The organism is Providencia sp. PROV236, from assembly GCF_033676985.1.
Taxonomy (GTDB): Bacteria; Pseudomonadota; Gammaproteobacteria; order Enterobacterales; family Enterobacteriaceae; genus Providencia; species Providencia manganoxydans.
Genome location: NZ_CP096297.1, coordinates 1,103,655 through 1,122,028, shown reverse-complemented (window position 1 = coordinate 1,122,028; position 18,374 = coordinate 1,103,655). Strand labels below are relative to the sequence as shown.

Sequence of the window (18,374 nt, the reverse complement as noted above, 5' to 3'; positions counted from 1 at the left end):
CTTCATATCATACGTTCTATCTTGAAGATTTTACGGCCATAAGAACAAACTTATGAATATTTTGTTATTTATCGTTATAAAATTTCACTTATGCTATTATTCTCCAGTCATTAGAACTACTAACACCAAATATTAACTACCAAAAATGAAGAAAAATAAGAGTAAGAGCAAGAAGCGCAGCCGAAATAGATATAACGATAACAGCCATGTCTCTTTTAGTGTTGATAGTGTTAGCAGCAACAGAAATATAACTAACGATAATAACCATTATGCTAACGTCGAAACGATAATTTATCCCTTACCAAATGCGCTGAAACTCCCTATAAACACAATAGTTGGCTATGGCAATCAAACATCTGTTTATTTTATATGGCTATTTTGTGCTTTGATATGTGCCTTAACGTCCTTCATTCTATGGGAAGTCATCTTAGAAAAAATACTGTTTATCGCCATTGAGACGATTCTATTAGTTTCATTTTATACTCTATTAAAACGATTTAATAAAACTGTTGGCTATTGCTCAATAGATAATGACGGATTTAGATTTATTTGTGTTCCCTCCCCAAAAATGAACGTTGAAATACTCTGGGAAAACATCTGCCCAGAATATGTTGCGCATATCGAAACAGGTGGTAGATATCGACCTGATTATCTTGTTTTTAAATATAAAAACACACTTAATGAGAGTAGGAAATATAAGTTACCCATCGAAAATTGGATTAACGGCTCACCATTATCTCCAATAGAAAAAAGAAAATTGATGCTGAAAACTATACTTAAAGGGTTAGCAAGAATTCCTAACATGAAAATCAACCAACATGTCTTTACTAAACTCGATGTAGATCCAAAGACATTTGAATTCTCTCCATCAAAGAGAAAGTCAGAAAACATGAATGGCATCATTTTCACCATCACCATTTTAGGTATTTGTTTTATGCTATGGGTATTTTTGTCTTCAATTCTCCCCCCTTCATGGGCTTTAGGCTTATTATTACTTTCTATCATCCCTATAGCTATAGGTTTGATTTTATTAATTAATTGGCTTGAACCAGAATCCGAAAACAATATTAGTTATAGCGATAGTATTAACAAGTCATCATCTTAACTATGACCGTTTTATCATGAAAGAAGTTCTAATCAGCAGGCATTCATCAAGCTACTGACTAAGTATCACCCAGCATTGGCCACTAAATTAGTCATTTGTTTTATATCTATAACTTAAAATATAAACGTCTATTAGATTGATTATTAAAATAAAAACAGCATCTTATATAGTTTGTTAACTATTCGTTTATTGTTTATAGATATTCCTATTGATATAACGAATTTCAATTTATAAAAAACCATCAAATATAATACATTAGGTATCTAATATAATGACCCCAAGACTATTTATCTCTAAAAAAACGATTTTAGTTGTGACATTACTATTATCAGGGTGTGTTAACCTCCCTAAAAAAAATGCTCCCATATTAGTACACTCATTTAAAAATCAATATGTGGAATATATTTTAGTTCCTGTATTAATCAAAGGGAAGAAATATACTTTCATGCTAGATACCGGTTCATCCTCCTCAATAATAGATAAAAACTTAGCAAGCAAACTTACAAAAAATATGAATGAGCTTCCTAAGCTCTATTATAAATATTTCAATACTGTTAACACCGTAAGTGGTCAAAAAAAATTAGAGCAAATTAACTTTGTTCACCCTATTCCTTTTTCTATTGGAACTAAGTATTTTGATGGAGGTGAATTTTGGGTGACAGATGATCTGAGTTTATTATCACAAGCGACCGGTGAGAATATTTCGGGGATCTTAGGCGTTGATATATTTAGACAGTTAAACTGGGAGATTGATAGGAAAAATAAAATACTCACTATCTATGACAACCCACCACCAATTAGTGAGTATCAGCAATGTAGCCCATATGATGATTATACCTTCGGTTCCCCTTATTTCCGTACTTACTTTGATGATGATATATATGTATCAACAAAACTCGATACTGGCTCTAGCTCAAATTATATCTCTAATGAGCTTATCGAGTATATTAATAACAATAAAACCAACGCTGTCCTAGAACCAGTTGAAAGTTTTAATAACAATATTTCTATAGAATTTTCAGGTATTGTTAAAAACAATAACAAAAATTATAAAATAAAACAATTTCAATTCAATAATAGTGATTTTTATGACAAAGAGTTTCACATCACTAATAATGATTCCTATGCAATAGGAATGTCAACACTTGAATCTTTTGATAAATATCTGCTATCACCAAATAAGATGTTATTCTGTTATAATATGGCAACAACCCAAAAAATTAATTTAAAAAACAACCGAAACATAAACTTTAGATCTTACAATAACCAAATCGAAATATTCTATAATAACGAAAAGGTCACTTCAGAGTTTTCACTTAAAAATGGTGATATATTAATTAGTATCAATGGTATAAAATATCCAGCAAATGCTGTCACTAAAGTTAAAAAGCTTATTGATACTTTACCTAAAGGACAAGTGGAATTAGTGATAAAGCGCCAAGGCAAGTTAATAAACATTCATTTTTAATTGATTAATTAGATTTCTAACGCAGAAAGCGATTTTAATAAATCGCTTTCTGCGCATAAATTAACGATTAATGGAGCGAGCAATTCGTGAATAGGTATGCCTCACACCGCGGATTACAATGCCATAATTTAAAATATTTTCAGGTAAAGCGATGCCGTTATACCCTGAATCACCAATATGGTGTAAATCAGTGCCCGCCATTTTACACATCAAGGCAATTTGACGAATAGTTTGTAAATCAGCACCCTCTTGTGAAGTACCAATTGCCGTCATCGTCAACACACCTTGTGAATGGCAGTAAGCAACCATTTTTTGCACAAATTCAGCAGAGATTCCCGGAACAGTACCCGGTGCTGGTAATAAAATCACATCGGCACCACTATCAATAAAACAACGAATATCACTTTCAGTGATCAGTTGCTCTGCCGATGCATTTAATACCCCAGCAGCATGCATTTTACCTGTAATCAATACTACTTCATCGCCAACAGCCGCTTTTAACTCTTTTAAACTCTGATTGATTTCTTGATTGGTCACACCATTACCGGGGTTGCCGGTTAGCACAATAATATCTACGCCCATCTCTTTTAATTTGATAGCATTTTTAACCGTGGCTAAACGCCCTTCAGAGATTTGCCATTGCGCATCCTGATTAGGATTATAAAAACCTGCCGGTACGGGTTCTAAATTAACGCCTATTGCGCGGCCTGTGAGGTATTTTAACGTACGAATAATGTCTTGAGGTGCCGTATCAACGGGCAGTCCTTGAATAACAGGATTATCCACATCGAAGATATTTAATAATAAAATATCTGCCCCTTGACTTGCTGCAAGCTCTGCATTGGTGACATTCATTAAAACAGGTTGGATGGTACCTATTGTTTCAGAAACCAATAACCTCCCCTCACTACCTTTGATTGCTTCTAATAAAGCTTTTTTACTGAGCAGTGATATTTCAGAAGCACTGCAATCCAGATAACGTTTTTGCATACCTAACCCCCTTAAAGATAAGTATTCAAAATGGTGATAAATTAATTTCAACCAATCTATCACGACCAGAGATTTCTCCGATAAATATTTTTGGCTGATAAAGATAATTTGCTAAAAATAATAACTTCTCTACATTAACTATTTTTTTAAAACTTTTCATATATTTGGCGATAAATGAAATTTTCAAGCTTAAAGTTTAACTTGAACAGCTGGAATAATAATGATTATCATTGGCGTTCCTATAATAAATAATGGTAAGGACAAAATAATGAGACTCGTTTATAAGGCTGCTGTTTCGAGTTTAGCTTTGTTTTCAATCACGGCTTTTGCTCAAGAATATCCACTGGGTCAACCCATCATTAAAAATGGAATGGAAATCCAAGGTGTTTATCTACAACCTATCACAATGGATACCGAAGAAGGACATCACGCAATATCACATCTTTCTGCCGATAAAGCTGACATCCATTTAGAAGCAGATATTCACGCCGTTGAAGATAATCCGAATGGCTTCGCTGAAGGTGATTGGATCCCTTATCTCAGCATCGAATACACCGTGACTAAACTCGGTGATAAACCACAAACCCAAACCGGTACATTTATGCCAATGGTTGCCAGCGATGGGCCTCACTATGGTGAAAACATCAAACTCGACGGCAATGGCCAGTATCGTGTGACCTATAAGATCTCACCACCATCACACAATAAACAAGCTGTTTTCGGTCGTCATATTGATAAAGAAACAGGTGTTGCGCCATGGTTCAAGCCCTTTGAAGTATCATGGGAATTTGATTATGCAGGTGTAGGGCGTAAAGGCAGTTACTAAATATGAGTCATACTTTAGCTAAATAATTCAAGGTGCAACTAGGTGACAAGCGATTAAGTCGCTAGGAGCATACAAAGTATGTAACTGGCGCGAATGAGCGAAGTCACCATATTTTAACGAAAAGCGCTGCAACTTGAAGTATGACGAGTAGATACTCTAAATAATTCAAGGTGCAGTTAGGCGACAAGAGAATGAGTCGCTAGGAGCATACATAAGTATGTGACTGGCGCGAGTGAGCGAAGTCACCATATTTTAACGAAAAGCGCTGCAACTTGAAGTATGACGAGTAGATACTCTAAATAATTCGAGGTGCAGTTAGGCGACAAGCGAATGAGTCGCTAGGAGCATACATAAGTATGTGACTGGCGCGAGTGAGCGCAGTCAACAACACTGCAACTTGAAGTATGACGAGTATATATGGTTAATGATTAGAGCCAACACAATGAAAACACTACTAGGTCTTACCCTATTGTTTTTTTCAACGCTAATACCGAATACGGTTTTTGCTGCTGAAAAATTTACTGTTGAATTAGAAATGAAAAATGGTGATTTGATCCCGAGAGTACTTGAGGTTCCGGCTAAGACCATCATTCGTATAAAAATCACCAATACGGGAACTGAACCCGCTGAATTTGAAAGTACCCAATTGCGTAAAGAAAAAGTGCTTGCACCGGGTGCCAGTTCTGTTGTGGTTATTGCTCCTCTAAAACCGGGTAGCTATACCTTTTTTGATGACTTCCATCTCTCTCACCCAAAAGGTGAGATCATCGCGAAATAGTAGGATAAGTTATGGGGCAAGTTCTATTTGTTGTCTGGCGTGAAAGTTTTGAAGCACTGCTGGTTATTGGCATTATTTATGCGTGGATCAAACGCCATCCAGACTCTCGTAACGGTATGAAGTTTTTGTGGGGTGGTGTTGCTCTCGGTCTACTGGTATCAATCCTACTCGCATTATTAATTTATGGCGTATTTAATGTCCTTGATGACACAGGGCAATCCCTATTTATGGTATTTATGGAGCTCCTTGCCTGTATTTTAATTGTCCAAATGGTGTATTGGATGAATAAACATGGCAGTTCCATGAAATCAGAAATCGAATCAGGCATAAATCGTAATGCCCAACATCATAATTGGTGGGGAGCAGCTTTAATTATTGCTATTGCAATAGCACGAGAAGGCAGTGAAATCGTCGTGTTTTTATCTAGCTTTATAATGTCTCTCAATGCTACAAATGCATCTGAATTTGCGATGGAAGTTGGCGGAGGTATTCTAATTGCAGGATTAACACTGTATATCTTTCTCCTCACCAATCGCATTGTCTCTTGGAAAATCTTCTTTAAAGTCACGGGCGTGATCTTACTGTTTCTTGCTTTATCGTTGCTCTTAAAAGGTGTCGAAGAAATCGCTAATTTACTGATTGAATATGATTATTCCATTCCAGAATTTTTGATTTACCCTGCATGGGACACAACAGCATTACTTGATGATTCAAATATTGCAGGCAACTTTATTTCATCGTTCTTTGCTTACCGTTCGCAACCTATTTGGCTAAGTGTAATTACGTTTATTATTTACTGGGTCGTGGTTATCACGTTGTTTTCTCGGAGCAAAAAACATGCATAACATGCATTCTTTAAAAACTATATTCTTTTGCAGTATGGCCTTATTGATAACAATGCCAAATATCGCATCGGCTAAAGCATTAAGGTCTCCTGTACAAACGGGGGATAACATTATTATTGCTAAGGGTGATATCCCCACTCCTGAAAAATACCATGCCGCCATTCAAAGCTATTTGCAATTTACTCAGAAACAACTGCAACAAATGGTTGTTCAATTAGAAGCCTTAGATGATTATCTCAAAAAAGGTGATTTAACTGGAGCACAACAAGCCTATATTCATGCTCATCAGTATTATGAATCTGTTCGTCCAATCATCATCTTATTTGGTAATACTGATCGAACAATTAACCCACGGGCAGACTATTTTCTTGATGGTGAAAAAGATTATCGTTTTAGTGGCTTTCACCTTGTGGAATACCAATTATTTGAACGTAAGGATCGTAAAGCGACGCTTATTGCAACTGATGAATTACTACTCAAAGCCCGTGACTTGGAGAAACGAGTTGCGAGCGAAACAGTTGAAATACCAAAGCTGGTGCAAGCTGCGGCTGATTTCATTGAGATGATCCTCGAAACCAAGCTGGCAGGTAAAGAAAACATATACAGTCAATCTGACTTGGCTGATATTGCGGCTAATTTACAAGGCTCTCAAGAAATAATAACCGTATTGCACCCTCTCATCCCACCTAAAACCTTACAAGCAATCCAACTAAATGACCAAACAACGGATAAAATTCTTAAACGTTATCGGTCATCTACAGGTGTCTATCAACCTTATAGCCAGTTAAGTCAACAAGATAAAATGGCACTTTATTCTGTGCTAACGCAACAAGCTGAAAACCTTGCACAGCTTAGATCTCAGCTCAGCGTCGACGTGTATTACAAATATTGAGGCAAACAGCCATGAAGGCAAAACCACAGGATCACGCAGCACCTGCCAGTTTTTCTCGGCGAAATGCATTAAAAACCTTGGCAATTAGCAGTGCTGTCATCGCTGCACCATCTTTAGCGGCGAACACTTTGAAAGCAAATAACCCAACCAATAATTGCCAACCTTCCTATGATAAAACCATTGCATTTGAAGGTTTGCATCAAGCAGGTGTACTAACACCAGAGCAAAAGAATGCCACTTTTATCGCCTTCAATGTCACCGTTGACACGATTGATAAGCTACAATCCCTATTTAAGATACTAACAAAACGGATAGCTTATCTTACCCAAGCGCAGACATCACCGAAAACGGCTAATGACCGCATGCCTCCTACTGAGTCAGGTATTTTAGGTACCCATATCCAACCAGACTCATTAACAGTTACCGCCTCTCTCGGTCACCGTTTATTTGATAACAGATTCGGCCTCGATAAAATCAAACCTTACCACCTTGTTGAAATGACCAGCTTCCCGAATGATAGATTGGAAAAAGAGTGGTGTGGCGGTGATATCACATTACAAATTTGTGCTAACAGCCAAGAAAGCGTAATTTATGCCGTACGTGATTTATTACGCCATAGCGCACCATTCATGTTCCCATTATGGAAAATAGATGGCTTCTTGCCTTCCCGTGATATTGACAACCATTCAACGCCAATTAACTTATTTGGCTTTAAAGATGGTACAGGCAATGCACCAACCAATGACAAGCAATTAATGGATGAATTGATTTGGGTAACGACAGGGAGTAAAGAGCCAAATTGGTGTACAGGGGGTAGCTATCAAGCTATACGTCTAATCCGTTTTAATCTTGAATTTTGGGATCGCACACCACTTGAAGATCAAGAAAATGACTTTGGACGCCATAAGAATAGCGGCGCCCCTATTGGTATGAAACAAGAACACGATGATCCTGAATTCGATAAAGACCCTCACGGTGATCGTATTTTATTTGACTCTCATATGCGCCGTGCAGAGCCTCGTAACCCTGAACGCTACACCGCAAAATTGCGCCGCCGTAGCTATAGCTACTCACTAGGCTTAACATCTAATGGTCTACTGGATATGGGGCTGATTTTTGTCTCTTACCAAAAAAATCTAAAAACAGGCTTTATTGATACTCAAAAACGCCTTAATGGAGAACCACTTGAGCGCTATATCAAGCCTTTCGGGGGCGGTTATTACTTTGTCCTACCGGGTGTCAAAAATGCTCAAGAATATTTAGCTCAAGGGATGTTTGAGGCCATAGAAAACGCCTCATGATATTCAGAAAATAGCGGGAGCCAGACACACTCTCGCTATCTTTGTTCTCCAATCCAACAACCTTCCATCTTTAAGCTAATCCATTGAAAGAGTTTATAAATCAATGCATTGAATGAATTTCACTTATAAATACTTATTTTGCAATAAAAAAATAGTGTGAACAATATCATTTTATTAATGATGTATGTTGGACTTCATCGTCTAATATATGCTCAATATAGCGTTCACAATAAACAATATACTCTAAATAATTCGAATTGCGGGTCAACGACAAGCGAAGATAGTCGGGGAAGCATAGATAAACACTGTGACTCGGCAAGCGTAACCTAGTCACCCTGCAACTTGAAAGAACGAGTATAATAAGGGAGCTCTATGCCTAACAAACTTACCTCTACTATCATCCTATCCTCACTTATTTATACGCTACCTTTATCCGCTCAAACCTTAGCGGAACTACCTTTAATGCCTTGGCCTCAACAGGTTGAAGTAAAAAATAGCGACGGTAAATGGATCCTTAATAACGAACTTGATATTTATATCGAAGGTGATGAATTAAACGACGCAACTGCTCGCTGGCGTGAAAGGATAGAGGCTCAAACTGGGTGGCAATTAACCCCACATCAAGCCCAAAATGCTCAGGCACCCATAAAAATTCTCATCGAGAAAAAAGTTGCTAACTTACCTTCAGTACAGATGGATGAAAGCTACCAACTTATCACTGATAGTAATGGCTCAACCATTAAAGCAGCAACACGTTTTGGGGCAATGCGAGGCATGGAAACCTTACTACAACTGATCCAAACCGATGGTGAAAACACCTTTGTTCCTTTAGTCACTATCAACGATAAACCACGCTTTGCTTGGCGTGGTGTAATGCTTGATTCAGCACGACATTTCTTACCAATCAATGATATTTTACGTCAAATAGACGGAATGGCTGCCGCTAAATTAAACGTATTTCACTGGCACTTAACCGATGATCAGGGTTGGCGTTTCGAATCACAGCGCTACCCTAAATTACAGCAACTCGCGAGTGATGGGCAATATTATACCCAGCAACAAATGCGTCAAGTTGTCGAGTATGCAAAAGAAAGAGGTATCCGAGTCGTCCCTGAAATTGATTTTCCAGGGCATGCATCTGCGATTGCGGTTGCTTACCCAGAGCTGATCAGTGCCGCTGGGCCTTATCAAATGCAACGCCACTGGGGCGTTCATCAACCACTTCTCGACCCAACCCAAGAGCAAGTTTATCAATTTACTGATGCGCTAATTGAAGAGTTAACCACCATCTTCTCTGATGAATATATTCATATTGGAGGAGATGAGGTTGATCCAACACAGTGGGAAAACAATCCGTTAATTCAGGAATTTATGAAGAAAAACAACCTGAAGGATACCCATGCTTTACAAGCCTATTTCAATCAGCGACTCGAAAAAATTCTAACCAGCCATCAACGTAAAATGGTTGGTTGGGATGAAATCCAGCATCCTACGCTTTCTAAAAATATCGTGATCCAATCATGGCAAGGCCAAGACTCATTAGGCCATAGTGCCCAAGAAGGCTTTCAAGGTCTCTTATCCACTGGGTTCTACCTCGACCAATCACAGAGTGCGGCCTACCATTATCGAAATGAAATATTGCCTCGCCCATTTACTGTTGATGTCAATGTTAAGCAAGGTGAACAAGCACAAAGTTGGCAGTTTGAAATTGAAAGACTTAAAGGTAGTCCGGTGAAAGGTAGCTTCACACTCATCAAAGGCAGTGATGGCTGGAGAGGTTTTATCGATTTTGCAGGAAAATCACGCCGAGCGGTGGATCATATAGAGTGGCTGTCACCAAGCCAAGTTACCTTCTCCGTGGATACTTGGATGGGGGAAACACGCCCAGTTGTGATATTAAACAAACAGTCACTAAGTGGTTATACGATGATTGGCAATACCCGCTATCCAACGACAGGGACTAGCTTAGCTGATACTCCAGAAGGAATTGCACCAACAACACTTGATGCAGATAAAATGAGCAATATTCGTGGTGGTGAAATCGCATTATGGGCAGAGAACATTCGAGCCCCCATTATCGATGTTAAGTTATGGCCGCGTGCTTTTGCTGTTTCTGAACGCTTATGGTCTGCGCAAAATGTTAATAATGAAGAGGATATGTATCGTCGCCTTAATGCCGCAGATGCTTGGTCAAGCGTTTCCGTGGGTTTGCAACAACACGCCCAAACTGCACGTGAATTTACTCGACTAGCAAATGGGGCTGAAATAGAACCATTGCAGATCTTGGCTGAAACTGTTGAGCCAGCACATTATTATACTCGCCATCATTTAAAATTCAGAGAAAACCAATATCACCAATATGAACCGTTGAACCGCTTTGTCGATGCCTTGCCAGCAGAAAGTACTCAAGGTCGTGCATTCAAACAACATATTGATACCTTAATGGCTAAACCAAATGATAAAACCAATCAGCAATGGCTCATAAATAAGTTAACACGTTGGCAAAATAATGTTCCTCAAGCTCAAGCGTTAATCAAACAAAATGTTAACCTAGCACGATTGGCTCCTGTTGCCGAAAATATGCAGCAACTATCGGCAATTGGCTTAGAACTTGTTGAACATTACAGTACAAATAAACCACTTACTGAACAACGTAAGACGACTATTTTTCAACAATTGGAAAAAAGCGCGGTATTACATGATGAAGTCGTGATTGCTATTATTGAACCACTGGAAACATTACTACGCCATATCCCAACCAAAGGATAATAAAAAAACACCTCCCAATTATTATACTGGGAGGTGTCAGTAGTTACTTTAACTCTATGTCACTTTATTTTTTAGCGCGATCCGTCGCATCTGCTTCGACTTCTTTTTTCCATTCCCCTGATATTGGTGCGGAATTTTTCTTGGATTCAACTGCATTATTTATCGCTTTATACGCTTTGTCATAACCTACTTCATCTTGTACATAGCCAGTCGCTTTTGAGCGACTAATCCCAATACTATCTGCTGCGGTGATCGCATCAATATTTGCACCAAGGAAAATGAAATCCCATTTATCCTCAGTTTCAGCTGATTTAATCATCGATTTAATTTTTGATTGGCTATATTTATGACTACTATTTTCTTCGCCATCAGTAATGATTACAAATAATACATTATTATTTTTGGTTATTTTTCTATTTTCTTGTATTTTAACAATGGTATCACCAACAGCATCTAATAATGCCGTATTATTACCTACTTTATAATCATCTAGTGTTAGGTTTTTAACTTTATTAATAGGTTCCCTATTATGCAATAAAGTTGTTTTATTATTAAATAACACTGTCGTAATAAATACATCGCCATTTTTATTACGATTTTCAGTTAATACACTATTAAAACCACCAATAGTATCTGATTCAAATCCAGACATTGAGCCACTTTTATCGAGTATAAAAACCAAATCTAATACTTCAGGCTGTTGTTTTTCTGCAATAATTGACTGGCTATTCGCCGTAATTGAAAACAACTGTAGACTCGCCATTAGAATAACACTAAACAATGACTTTAATATTGTATTCATTTTATTTATCCCATAAATAAAATAGAGTTTATATAAAGCTATCATCCAGTTATTCAGACTATTTCACATAAGAACTTTCTGGTTACAATATAAGCATATTCTTAAAAAGATATATCACCATCACACCTCAAGTAACGCGTTTTTCGTGTAGAAATGAGTACGTTGATTTATACCAGTCACAGTGTTTTCATCGTTAAAAATACCTAGAACTTTAAGAGGCTACAAAGTGTAGCCTCAGACTGTTGCCAAACATATCATGTTTGGCGGCAGTCATTAGGGGTTCTGAAATAAACGAGGAAAATCAATGAATTGATTTTCGGCTAATAACACGGAGCGGGAAAAACCACGCTTTTATCCCGCTTCATCAGCAACCTCAGGCTACAAAGTGTAGCCTGTTATATGGGTTTATCGTCCCCAAATGCCATAACCTCGTAATTCACCGATTTTGCTAACAAAATCATTATATTTTTCATTCTCTGCGACACCACTAGAAGAAGCACTATTCGCATGTATATCCACTAACTCCATCATCAATTGATGAGCTTGCTTATTCAATTTTTCATGAATATCAGTATCGTTAGTATCTTGTAGTGGTTTAAGTAGTGCCAGTAACTCTTCTGCTTTTGCTTGCAGCTTTGGATTCGCGAAATCGGCGATAGGAAGATCATAGTTAAATGGCATATTCACTGTATCTTGAGTGGCTTCATCAGCAGTGCTAGGCGAAATATTTTCATCATATTCTGTCGCAATGTACTGGACTAGCTCTGGCTTATCAAAGCACTTAGATTGAATATTACCTATTGATTTGCGATCATTCACCGTAATTGAATCAGGAAAGGCTTCACCGAGTGGATAATCACATTTAAATATATTGGCATCAATTACTGTTGCATTCGCACTTCTAACCGCCATTTCTAACTCATGTCCATTAATCACGACTTCGTAAGTTGCAGGTTTAAAGCGATCTGCCTTCCCCTCGACAGCATAAGCTTCTGAGAGGGTATAATAAACATGATTATCTGGATTGATAATACCACCATTATTATTATCAAAAACCATAAATGAAAAGATGTCACCTTGGCTATTTTCTAATTTATGTTTTCCCGATGAAAGTTTAATAATATCTCGTTGTCCAGGTAAAACCTCATAAGACTTATCATCAACCTTAAATGAAATATTATTCGTCGTTGGGTTACTATAATAAAACTCTCCTTTTTGACTCATAGGGTTAAAATCATCACAAGCCGAAAGTGTCAATGCTGCGATGACGGCGATTCCCCATTGAGCCTGCTTAATGCTTTTTTTCATTAGATAACCTTTTAATTGCACTTATTACGAATAATATTCTTTACTATTTCAATATTAATAGAGTTAATTAAACTTAAATTAGCTCTATACTCTAAATTTTGTCTGATAATACAGATACTCGTTAGAGAGATAAATCAAAGAGTGTTATTCTGCATGAATGATTATTTTTAAGGATAAAATATGATCACTCGCCTGTCAAAATCTCTATGCGTCTGTGCTATCGCCTTATTTATCTCTCTAGCCGTATTTAATAATTTAACAGACTACGCCACTAACTTTATCTTTATTCAACATGTTCTCTCCATGGATAGCATTTTTCCTAATGCAACCGTTGACTATCGAGCTATTAATGCCACTTTATTTCATCATGTCGCTTATATCATGATTATTATAATTGAAACTATTTGTGCTTTAATTTGTTGGTATGGAGGGATCACACTACTAAAAAACTGCAAAAAAAGTGCCTTTGAATTTAATCGTAGTAAAAAATGGTCTATTGCAGGGCTTACCCTTGCATTTCTGCTGTGGCATGTGGCTTTTATATCTATTGGTGGTGAGTGGTTTGCGATGTGGATGTCAAAAGAGTGGAATAGTATTCAAGCTGCTTTTCGCTTTTATATCACCGCCTTGCTGGTACTGATTTATGTTGCTTTACGCGATCACGATGAATCTATCCACCAATAGTTACCCTTTTAATGTCTTTAAAAGCAGGGTAAATACTGATTCCATCATGGGGGTTAATGTTTGATTAGCTCTCATCAATGATACAGTACGGGTAAGCTCGGGTTGCTGTAACTGTAGCACCACTAATTCAGGATCACGTAAGTGTGCCGTATACAACTGGGGCAAAATTGCGATAGCCAATTTTGAGCGAACTAAGCCATATAAAGTTTCAATATAATCAACTTGATAACGTACATTAAGCTTCAAACGGTGGCTTTCGATAGTGGCTAGTACTAGGCGCTGAATATTACCTTTAGAAAATATAGCGACATCACGACCATTCAGCAGTTTCCAAGGAAGGTGAAATCCTTCTGCTAGCAGATCTTGTCGGTGGATCACTGCCACAAATGGGTCATCCTGTAAGGCAAATAACTGTAATTCACGAGGTACCGAACTATCCAATACGCCAATACCAAAATCAATTTCGTTATTCATTAATTGAGAAACTAATGAATCATTGGTTTTATCGTAAAATTCAACCTTGAGCCGAGGAAAATTGAGGCTTAATTGAGTGGGGATATCAGGAAAAAGTAGCGAGCTAACAGAAGGCACTAAACCTATCCGCAATGTCCCGTCACCGCCTTCTTCCATAATTTGCTGAATATCACTAAAAGCACGCTGAGAAACACTCAATACACGCTCAGCATGCGGTAAAATAGCTGCACCAAGTTCAGTCAATGTCACGGATGACGCGGTACGATTTATTAATTTTCCACCAATCACAGCTTCAATTTGACGTAATGCACTGCTCAATGCAGGCTGACTAATCGATAATCGGCTTGCCGTTTCCGTAAAATGGCGCAAATGAGCCAATGTCACAAAATATTGTATCTGCTTTAACGTCAGTGCGGGTAGTCGTTGCCAAGGATTTATCATGATCTGCAATTACGCTTTATGAAGAACCATTAATAGAAGGATATACTTGTCATATTTCACGTTGAAGGGGCGTTGACTCCGCTTGATTGGCTTGGTCACAGTGTGTATCTATGTTCCTTACCTATCTTTGCTTATCGCCTATCCACACCTCGAATTATTTAGGGTATATCTGAAACAAAAATAACACCATCATTTCAATCATTATAACTATTTCTTATGCTCTGATAAGTTTTATCATCTTGGCAAACGTTTGCGTTGCTCATAAAGTAGTGGCAAAGAATCATTTAATGATGGTGTTTTATGAGTATAACCAATTATAGCCGACGTCGTGCAGTACAAGCGGCAAAAGGAGAAATTCCTTTTGATCTTCTTCTCACTCAAGCCAATATTGTCGATATGGTGACAGGGGAAATCCGTGCCGCAGACATCGGTATTGTCGATTCGTTGATTGCGAGTGTACATCCAACAGGTAGCCGCCTTGATGCGAACGAAATTCATAATCTCAATGGTTATTTTATCTCACCGGGTCTAATTGATACTCACGTCCATCTAGAAAGTTCACACCTCCCACCTAACCGTTATGCTGAAATTGTTCTCACTCAAGGTACTACTGCGGTGTTTTGGGATCCTCATGAGTTAGCTAACGTACTGGGTTTGGAAGGGGTACGCTATGCCATAGAAGCAAGCCGTAACTTACCACTGCATGTTATGGTTGCCGCCCCTTCATCTGTACCTTCAACACCAGGGCTAGAAATGTCCGGAGCCGATTTTGCAGGTGACGAAATGTCAACCATGTTAAGTTGGCCCGAAGTCCATGGTGTTGCTGAAGTTATGGATATGTTCGGGGTATTGCATGGTAGCGAGCGGATGGAAGGTATTCTAAACGCGGGTTTAGCATCTGGAAAATTGATTGAAGGGCATGCCAGAGGATTAAAAGGAGCCGATCTGCAAGCCTACCTTGCCGCAGGCGTTACCTCCGATCATGAACTCACCTCTGCTGAAGATGCATTAGAAAAATTACGCGCAGGTCTAACACTCGAAATTCGCGGTTCTCATCCATATTTGCTACCTGATATTGTGGCTGAACTGCAAAAACTTCCCCATCTGTCCTCCCAAATCACAGTATGTACCGATGATGTTCCACCCGATGTGTTAATTGAAAAAGGCGGTATTATCGCCCTGCTCAATTTACTGATTGAACATGGCATGCAAGCTACCGATGTATTGCGATTTGCCACTTTAAACGCTGCTATCCGTTTACAACGCCCCGATCTTGGCTTAATTGCCGCAGGCCGTCGTGCTGATTTAGTCGTGTTTGATTCACTGAAAAAACTGCAAGCAAAACATGTGTATGTTGCAGGTGAGCACATCGCGAAAAATGGTCAATTATTTAAAACATTAGCCACAGAGCAAGATGTATTGCCTCCTAGAGACACGATGCATTTATCGCCAGTCACAGCTAAAGAATGCACACTGCAAATAAAAAATATAACCGAAGGAAGTGCACGTTTACGTCATATCAGCGGTGCGCGCTTTACTCAATGGGGAGAAGTTGATGTACAGATCTGTAATGGTCAAGTACAGATCCCCGATGGCTTTAGTGTGATCCGCGTACAACACCGTCATGGCCGCCACCAAGCCAATCCACAAATCGCTTTATTAGAAGGCTGGGGAGAGCTACGTGGAGCGATTGCCACCAGCTATTCCCATGATTCACATAACTTAGTGGTACTCGGCCGTAATGCGGACGATATGGCACAAGCCGCTAATCTACTGATCGAAAGTGGCGGCGGAATGGCCTTAGTACAAAATGGTAAAGTGCTTGCCCATGTTGCCATGCCAATTGCCGGTATGCTATCTGACCTTCCAGCAGAACAACTTGCAAAACAATTTCGTCAATTGCGTGAACTCAGTAGCCAAATCGCAGATTGGGAGCCTCCATATCGTGTATTTAAGGCTATCGAGGGCACCTGTCTTGCATGTAATGCAGGCCCCCATTTAACCGATTTAGGGCTAACCGATGGCACAACTCGTGAAATTGTTGATGCCGTTATTGCAACCCATAACAACAATAATGACAGGAGAGCCAATTAATGGCTGACAACATGCTTAAAACGCCAACATCAGGGAGTTGGCTAGAAAAACGTTTTGCATTGCGTTCACGTGGTAGTACAGTCAGAACTGAATGTCTTGCTGGTATAACCGGTTTTCTTGCCGCAGCTTATTTACTGGTTGTTATACCGGGTCTGCTAGCTGCTGGTGGAATGGATAAAGGTGCAGCGACCACAGGAACGATTATTGTTTTTGTGCTTGCTAGCCTACTGATGGCATTCTATGCAAACTTACCTTTCGTGGTTGGGCCTGGGATCGGTGGCTCTGTGCTCGTCGGTATAACTCTAGCAGGCAGCGAGGGCATCGATTGGCAAATAGGTCTCGGCATTGCCTGTTGGTCAGGGATCTTATTTTTCCTTCTCACTAAATTTGGCTTGCGTGAAGTAGTGACGCGCTCAGTTCCACAATCAATTAAACTCGGTTTAACAGCCTCTATTGGGCTATTCGTAGCTATCTTAGGCTTTCGTAACGCTGGCTTAGTCTTAGCTAATCCAAAAACGAACGCATTAATGTTAGGCGATTTTCTATCACCGGGGGCGCTAGTGGCGTTAGCTGGCTTCTTTTTAGCCATTGCATTGCAAGCTCGCCGTATACCCGGCGCCATTTTATGGGCTATCTTATTTGCCACGGCTATTGGTATTCCGTTTGGTGTCACCAAACTACCAGATAGCTTTATTGGGATCCCCCACTCTGTTGCACCCGTTTTTGGTCAAGTGGATTTAATTGGGGCATTAAATATCGCCTTCTTACCCTTTTTATTTGTCTTCTTTGCCGCTGAATTCTTTTCTACCATGGGAACCACTCTTGCCGTTGGTGGAGAAGCAGGATTACTTGATAAAGAAGGCAACATGCCGAATATCAACCGTCCTTTTATCGTGGATTCAATCGCTGCGGCACTAGGCCCTTGGGTTGGTATTCCTGCCGCAACGGCTTTAATTGAGTCTTCAGCAGCGGCAGAAGCTGGTGGTAAAACAGGTATGACTGCCCTCGCCGCCGCTATCATGTTCTTACTGATGCTGTTATTCACACCAATTGCACTAATGATCCCTGCACAAGCAACCGCACCAGCGCTAATATTAATTGGCCTGAATATGTTTAGTGGATTACGTAAAGTTGACCTAGCGAACTTTACCGATGGATTACCTGTTTTAATGATGGTGATGATTACGTTAATTGCCAATAGTTTCGGGACAGGTATTGCAGGTGGATTACTGTTCTATATTTTAATTAAGGCAGTGGCTGGTAAATGGAAAGAGATCCCAATCAGTCTATGGGTGTTAGCTGTGCCATTGGTGTATTACTTTTCTACGTTGGTTAAACATTAATCTCCTATTAAGCACTCGATGCCAATCGAGTGCTAATTAACGTTAACTGAAAAACAATTACATCCGCAGTGAAAGCGCACCACTTGAGCGAGCTTAGGCTTTTTGCCTTTACGTTTACACTTAGCGTTCTCGATCTCAATTGCATGTTTAATTTCATTGATTTCAAAACGCGATAAACGCTTATTATTCCCTGTCGCACTACGGATCCTTTCACCACACAATTTATTTGATCCTGACATACTAATTCCTATATT

Annotated in this window: 16 protein-coding genes; 11 read left to right on the top strand and 5 right to left on the bottom strand. The window is 39.0% G+C overall.

Annotation, left to right across the window (positions count from 1 at the left end):
• The first annotated feature begins 145 nt into the window (after positions 1–145).
• Entirely contained in the window at positions 146–1,105 is a 960-nt protein-coding gene (locus tag M1E96_RS04900) for a hypothetical protein (RefSeq protein WP_272580257.1), read from the top strand.
• Positions 1,106–1,376: 271 nt separating this feature from the next.
• The gene (locus M1E96_RS04895; protein ID WP_272580258.1) at positions 1,377–2,573 is read left to right on the top strand and encodes an aspartyl protease family protein; all 1,197 of its coding nucleotides are present in this window, start codon (positions 1,377–1,379) and stop codon (positions 2,571–2,573) included.
• A 60-nt stretch (positions 2,574–2,633) separates the two neighbouring features.
• Here M1E96_RS04895 and M1E96_RS04890 read toward each other — a convergent pair whose 3' ends face one another.
• On the bottom strand, positions 2,634–3,563 hold the full coding sequence (locus tag M1E96_RS04890) for a haloacid dehalogenase-like hydrolase (protein WP_319066369.1): 930 nt from the start codon (positions 3,561–3,563) through the stop codon (positions 2,634–2,636).
• 268 nt (positions 3,564–3,831) lie between these two features.
• Here M1E96_RS04890 and M1E96_RS04885 point away from each other — a divergent pair, with 268 nt between their 5' ends.
• From M1E96_RS04885 to M1E96_RS04860, 6 genes are all read left to right on the top strand, one after another.
• Entirely contained in the window at positions 3,832–4,389 is a 558-nt protein-coding gene (locus tag M1E96_RS04885) for an iron transporter (protein ID WP_070926348.1), read from the top strand.
• A gap of 442 nt (positions 4,390–4,831) precedes the next feature.
• On the top strand, positions 4,832–5,167 hold the full coding sequence (locus tag M1E96_RS04880; protein WP_283126407.1) for a cupredoxin domain-containing protein: 336 nt from the start codon (positions 4,832–4,834) through the stop codon (positions 5,165–5,167).
• Positions 5,168–5,178: 11 nt separating this feature from the next.
• Positions 5,179–6,012 (top strand): FTR1 family protein, encoded by an 834-nt coding sequence (locus tag M1E96_RS04875; protein ID WP_319066371.1) that lies wholly within the window; start codon positions 5,179–5,181, stop codon positions 6,010–6,012.
• Between the two features lie 52 nt (positions 6,013–6,064).
• Positions 6,065–6,904, top strand: a complete 840-nt coding sequence (locus tag M1E96_RS04870) for an EfeM/EfeO family lipoprotein (protein ID WP_319066373.1) — start codon at positions 6,065–6,067, stop codon at positions 6,902–6,904.
• Between the two features lie 11 nt (positions 6,905–6,915).
• Positions 6,916–8,205, top strand: a complete 1,290-nt coding sequence (gene efeB, locus M1E96_RS04865) for an iron uptake transporter deferrochelatase/peroxidase subunit (protein ID WP_369427401.1) — start codon at positions 6,916–6,918, stop codon at positions 8,203–8,205.
• A gap of 372 nt (positions 8,206–8,577) precedes the next feature.
• Entirely contained in the window at positions 8,578–10,974 is a 2,397-nt protein-coding gene (locus M1E96_RS04860; RefSeq protein ID WP_272580270.1) for a beta-N-acetylhexosaminidase, read from the top strand.
• A gap of 64 nt (positions 10,975–11,038) precedes the next feature.
• Here the strand turns inward: M1E96_RS04860 and M1E96_RS04855 are convergent, their stop codons facing one another.
• The gene (locus M1E96_RS04855; protein WP_272580271.1) at positions 11,039–11,776 is read right to left on the bottom strand and encodes a vWA domain-containing protein; all 738 of its coding nucleotides are present in this window, start codon (positions 11,774–11,776) and stop codon (positions 11,039–11,041) included.
• Positions 11,777–12,181: 405 nt separating this feature from the next.
• A complete protein-coding gene (locus tag M1E96_RS04850; protein WP_272580272.1) occupies positions 12,182–13,084 on the bottom strand; it encodes a hypothetical protein in 903 nt (300 codons plus the stop codon).
• Positions 13,085–13,264: 180 nt separating this feature from the next.
• Between M1E96_RS04850 and M1E96_RS04845 the strand changes: the two genes are divergently transcribed.
• Positions 13,265–13,768: a DUF2165 family protein gene (locus M1E96_RS04845; RefSeq protein WP_283126400.1), complete on the top strand. Its 504-nt coding sequence runs from the start codon at positions 13,265–13,267 to the stop codon at positions 13,766–13,768.
• Here the strand turns inward: M1E96_RS04845 and M1E96_RS04840 are convergent, their stop codons facing one another.
• Positions 13,769–14,683, bottom strand: a complete 915-nt coding sequence (locus M1E96_RS04840) for a LysR family transcriptional regulator (protein ID WP_272580274.1) — start codon at positions 14,681–14,683, stop codon at positions 13,769–13,771.
• Between the two features lie 300 nt (positions 14,684–14,983).
• Here M1E96_RS04840 and M1E96_RS04835 point away from each other — a divergent pair, with 300 nt between their 5' ends.
• Together M1E96_RS04835 and M1E96_RS04830 are read left to right on the top strand one after the other, a co-directional pair.
• Positions 14,984–16,777 carry an adenine deaminase gene (locus M1E96_RS04835; protein WP_070926368.1) on the top strand — a complete coding sequence of 598 codons (1,794 nt, stop codon included), beginning with the start codon at positions 14,984–14,986 and terminating at the stop codon, positions 16,775–16,777.
• Complete coding sequence (locus tag M1E96_RS04830; protein ID WP_070926370.1) at positions 16,777–18,120, top strand: NCS2 family permease; 1,344 nt, start codon at positions 16,777–16,779, stop codon at positions 18,118–18,120. The genes M1E96_RS04835 and M1E96_RS04830 overlap by 1 nt, the downstream gene beginning before the upstream one ends.
• A gap of 32 nt (positions 18,121–18,152) precedes the next feature.
• Here M1E96_RS04830 and M1E96_RS04825 read toward each other — a convergent pair whose 3' ends face one another.
• Entirely contained in the window at positions 18,153–18,359 is a 207-nt protein-coding gene (locus tag M1E96_RS04825) for a hypothetical protein (protein ID WP_140181456.1), read from the bottom strand.
• Between the last annotated feature and the right edge of the window lie 15 nt (positions 18,360–18,374).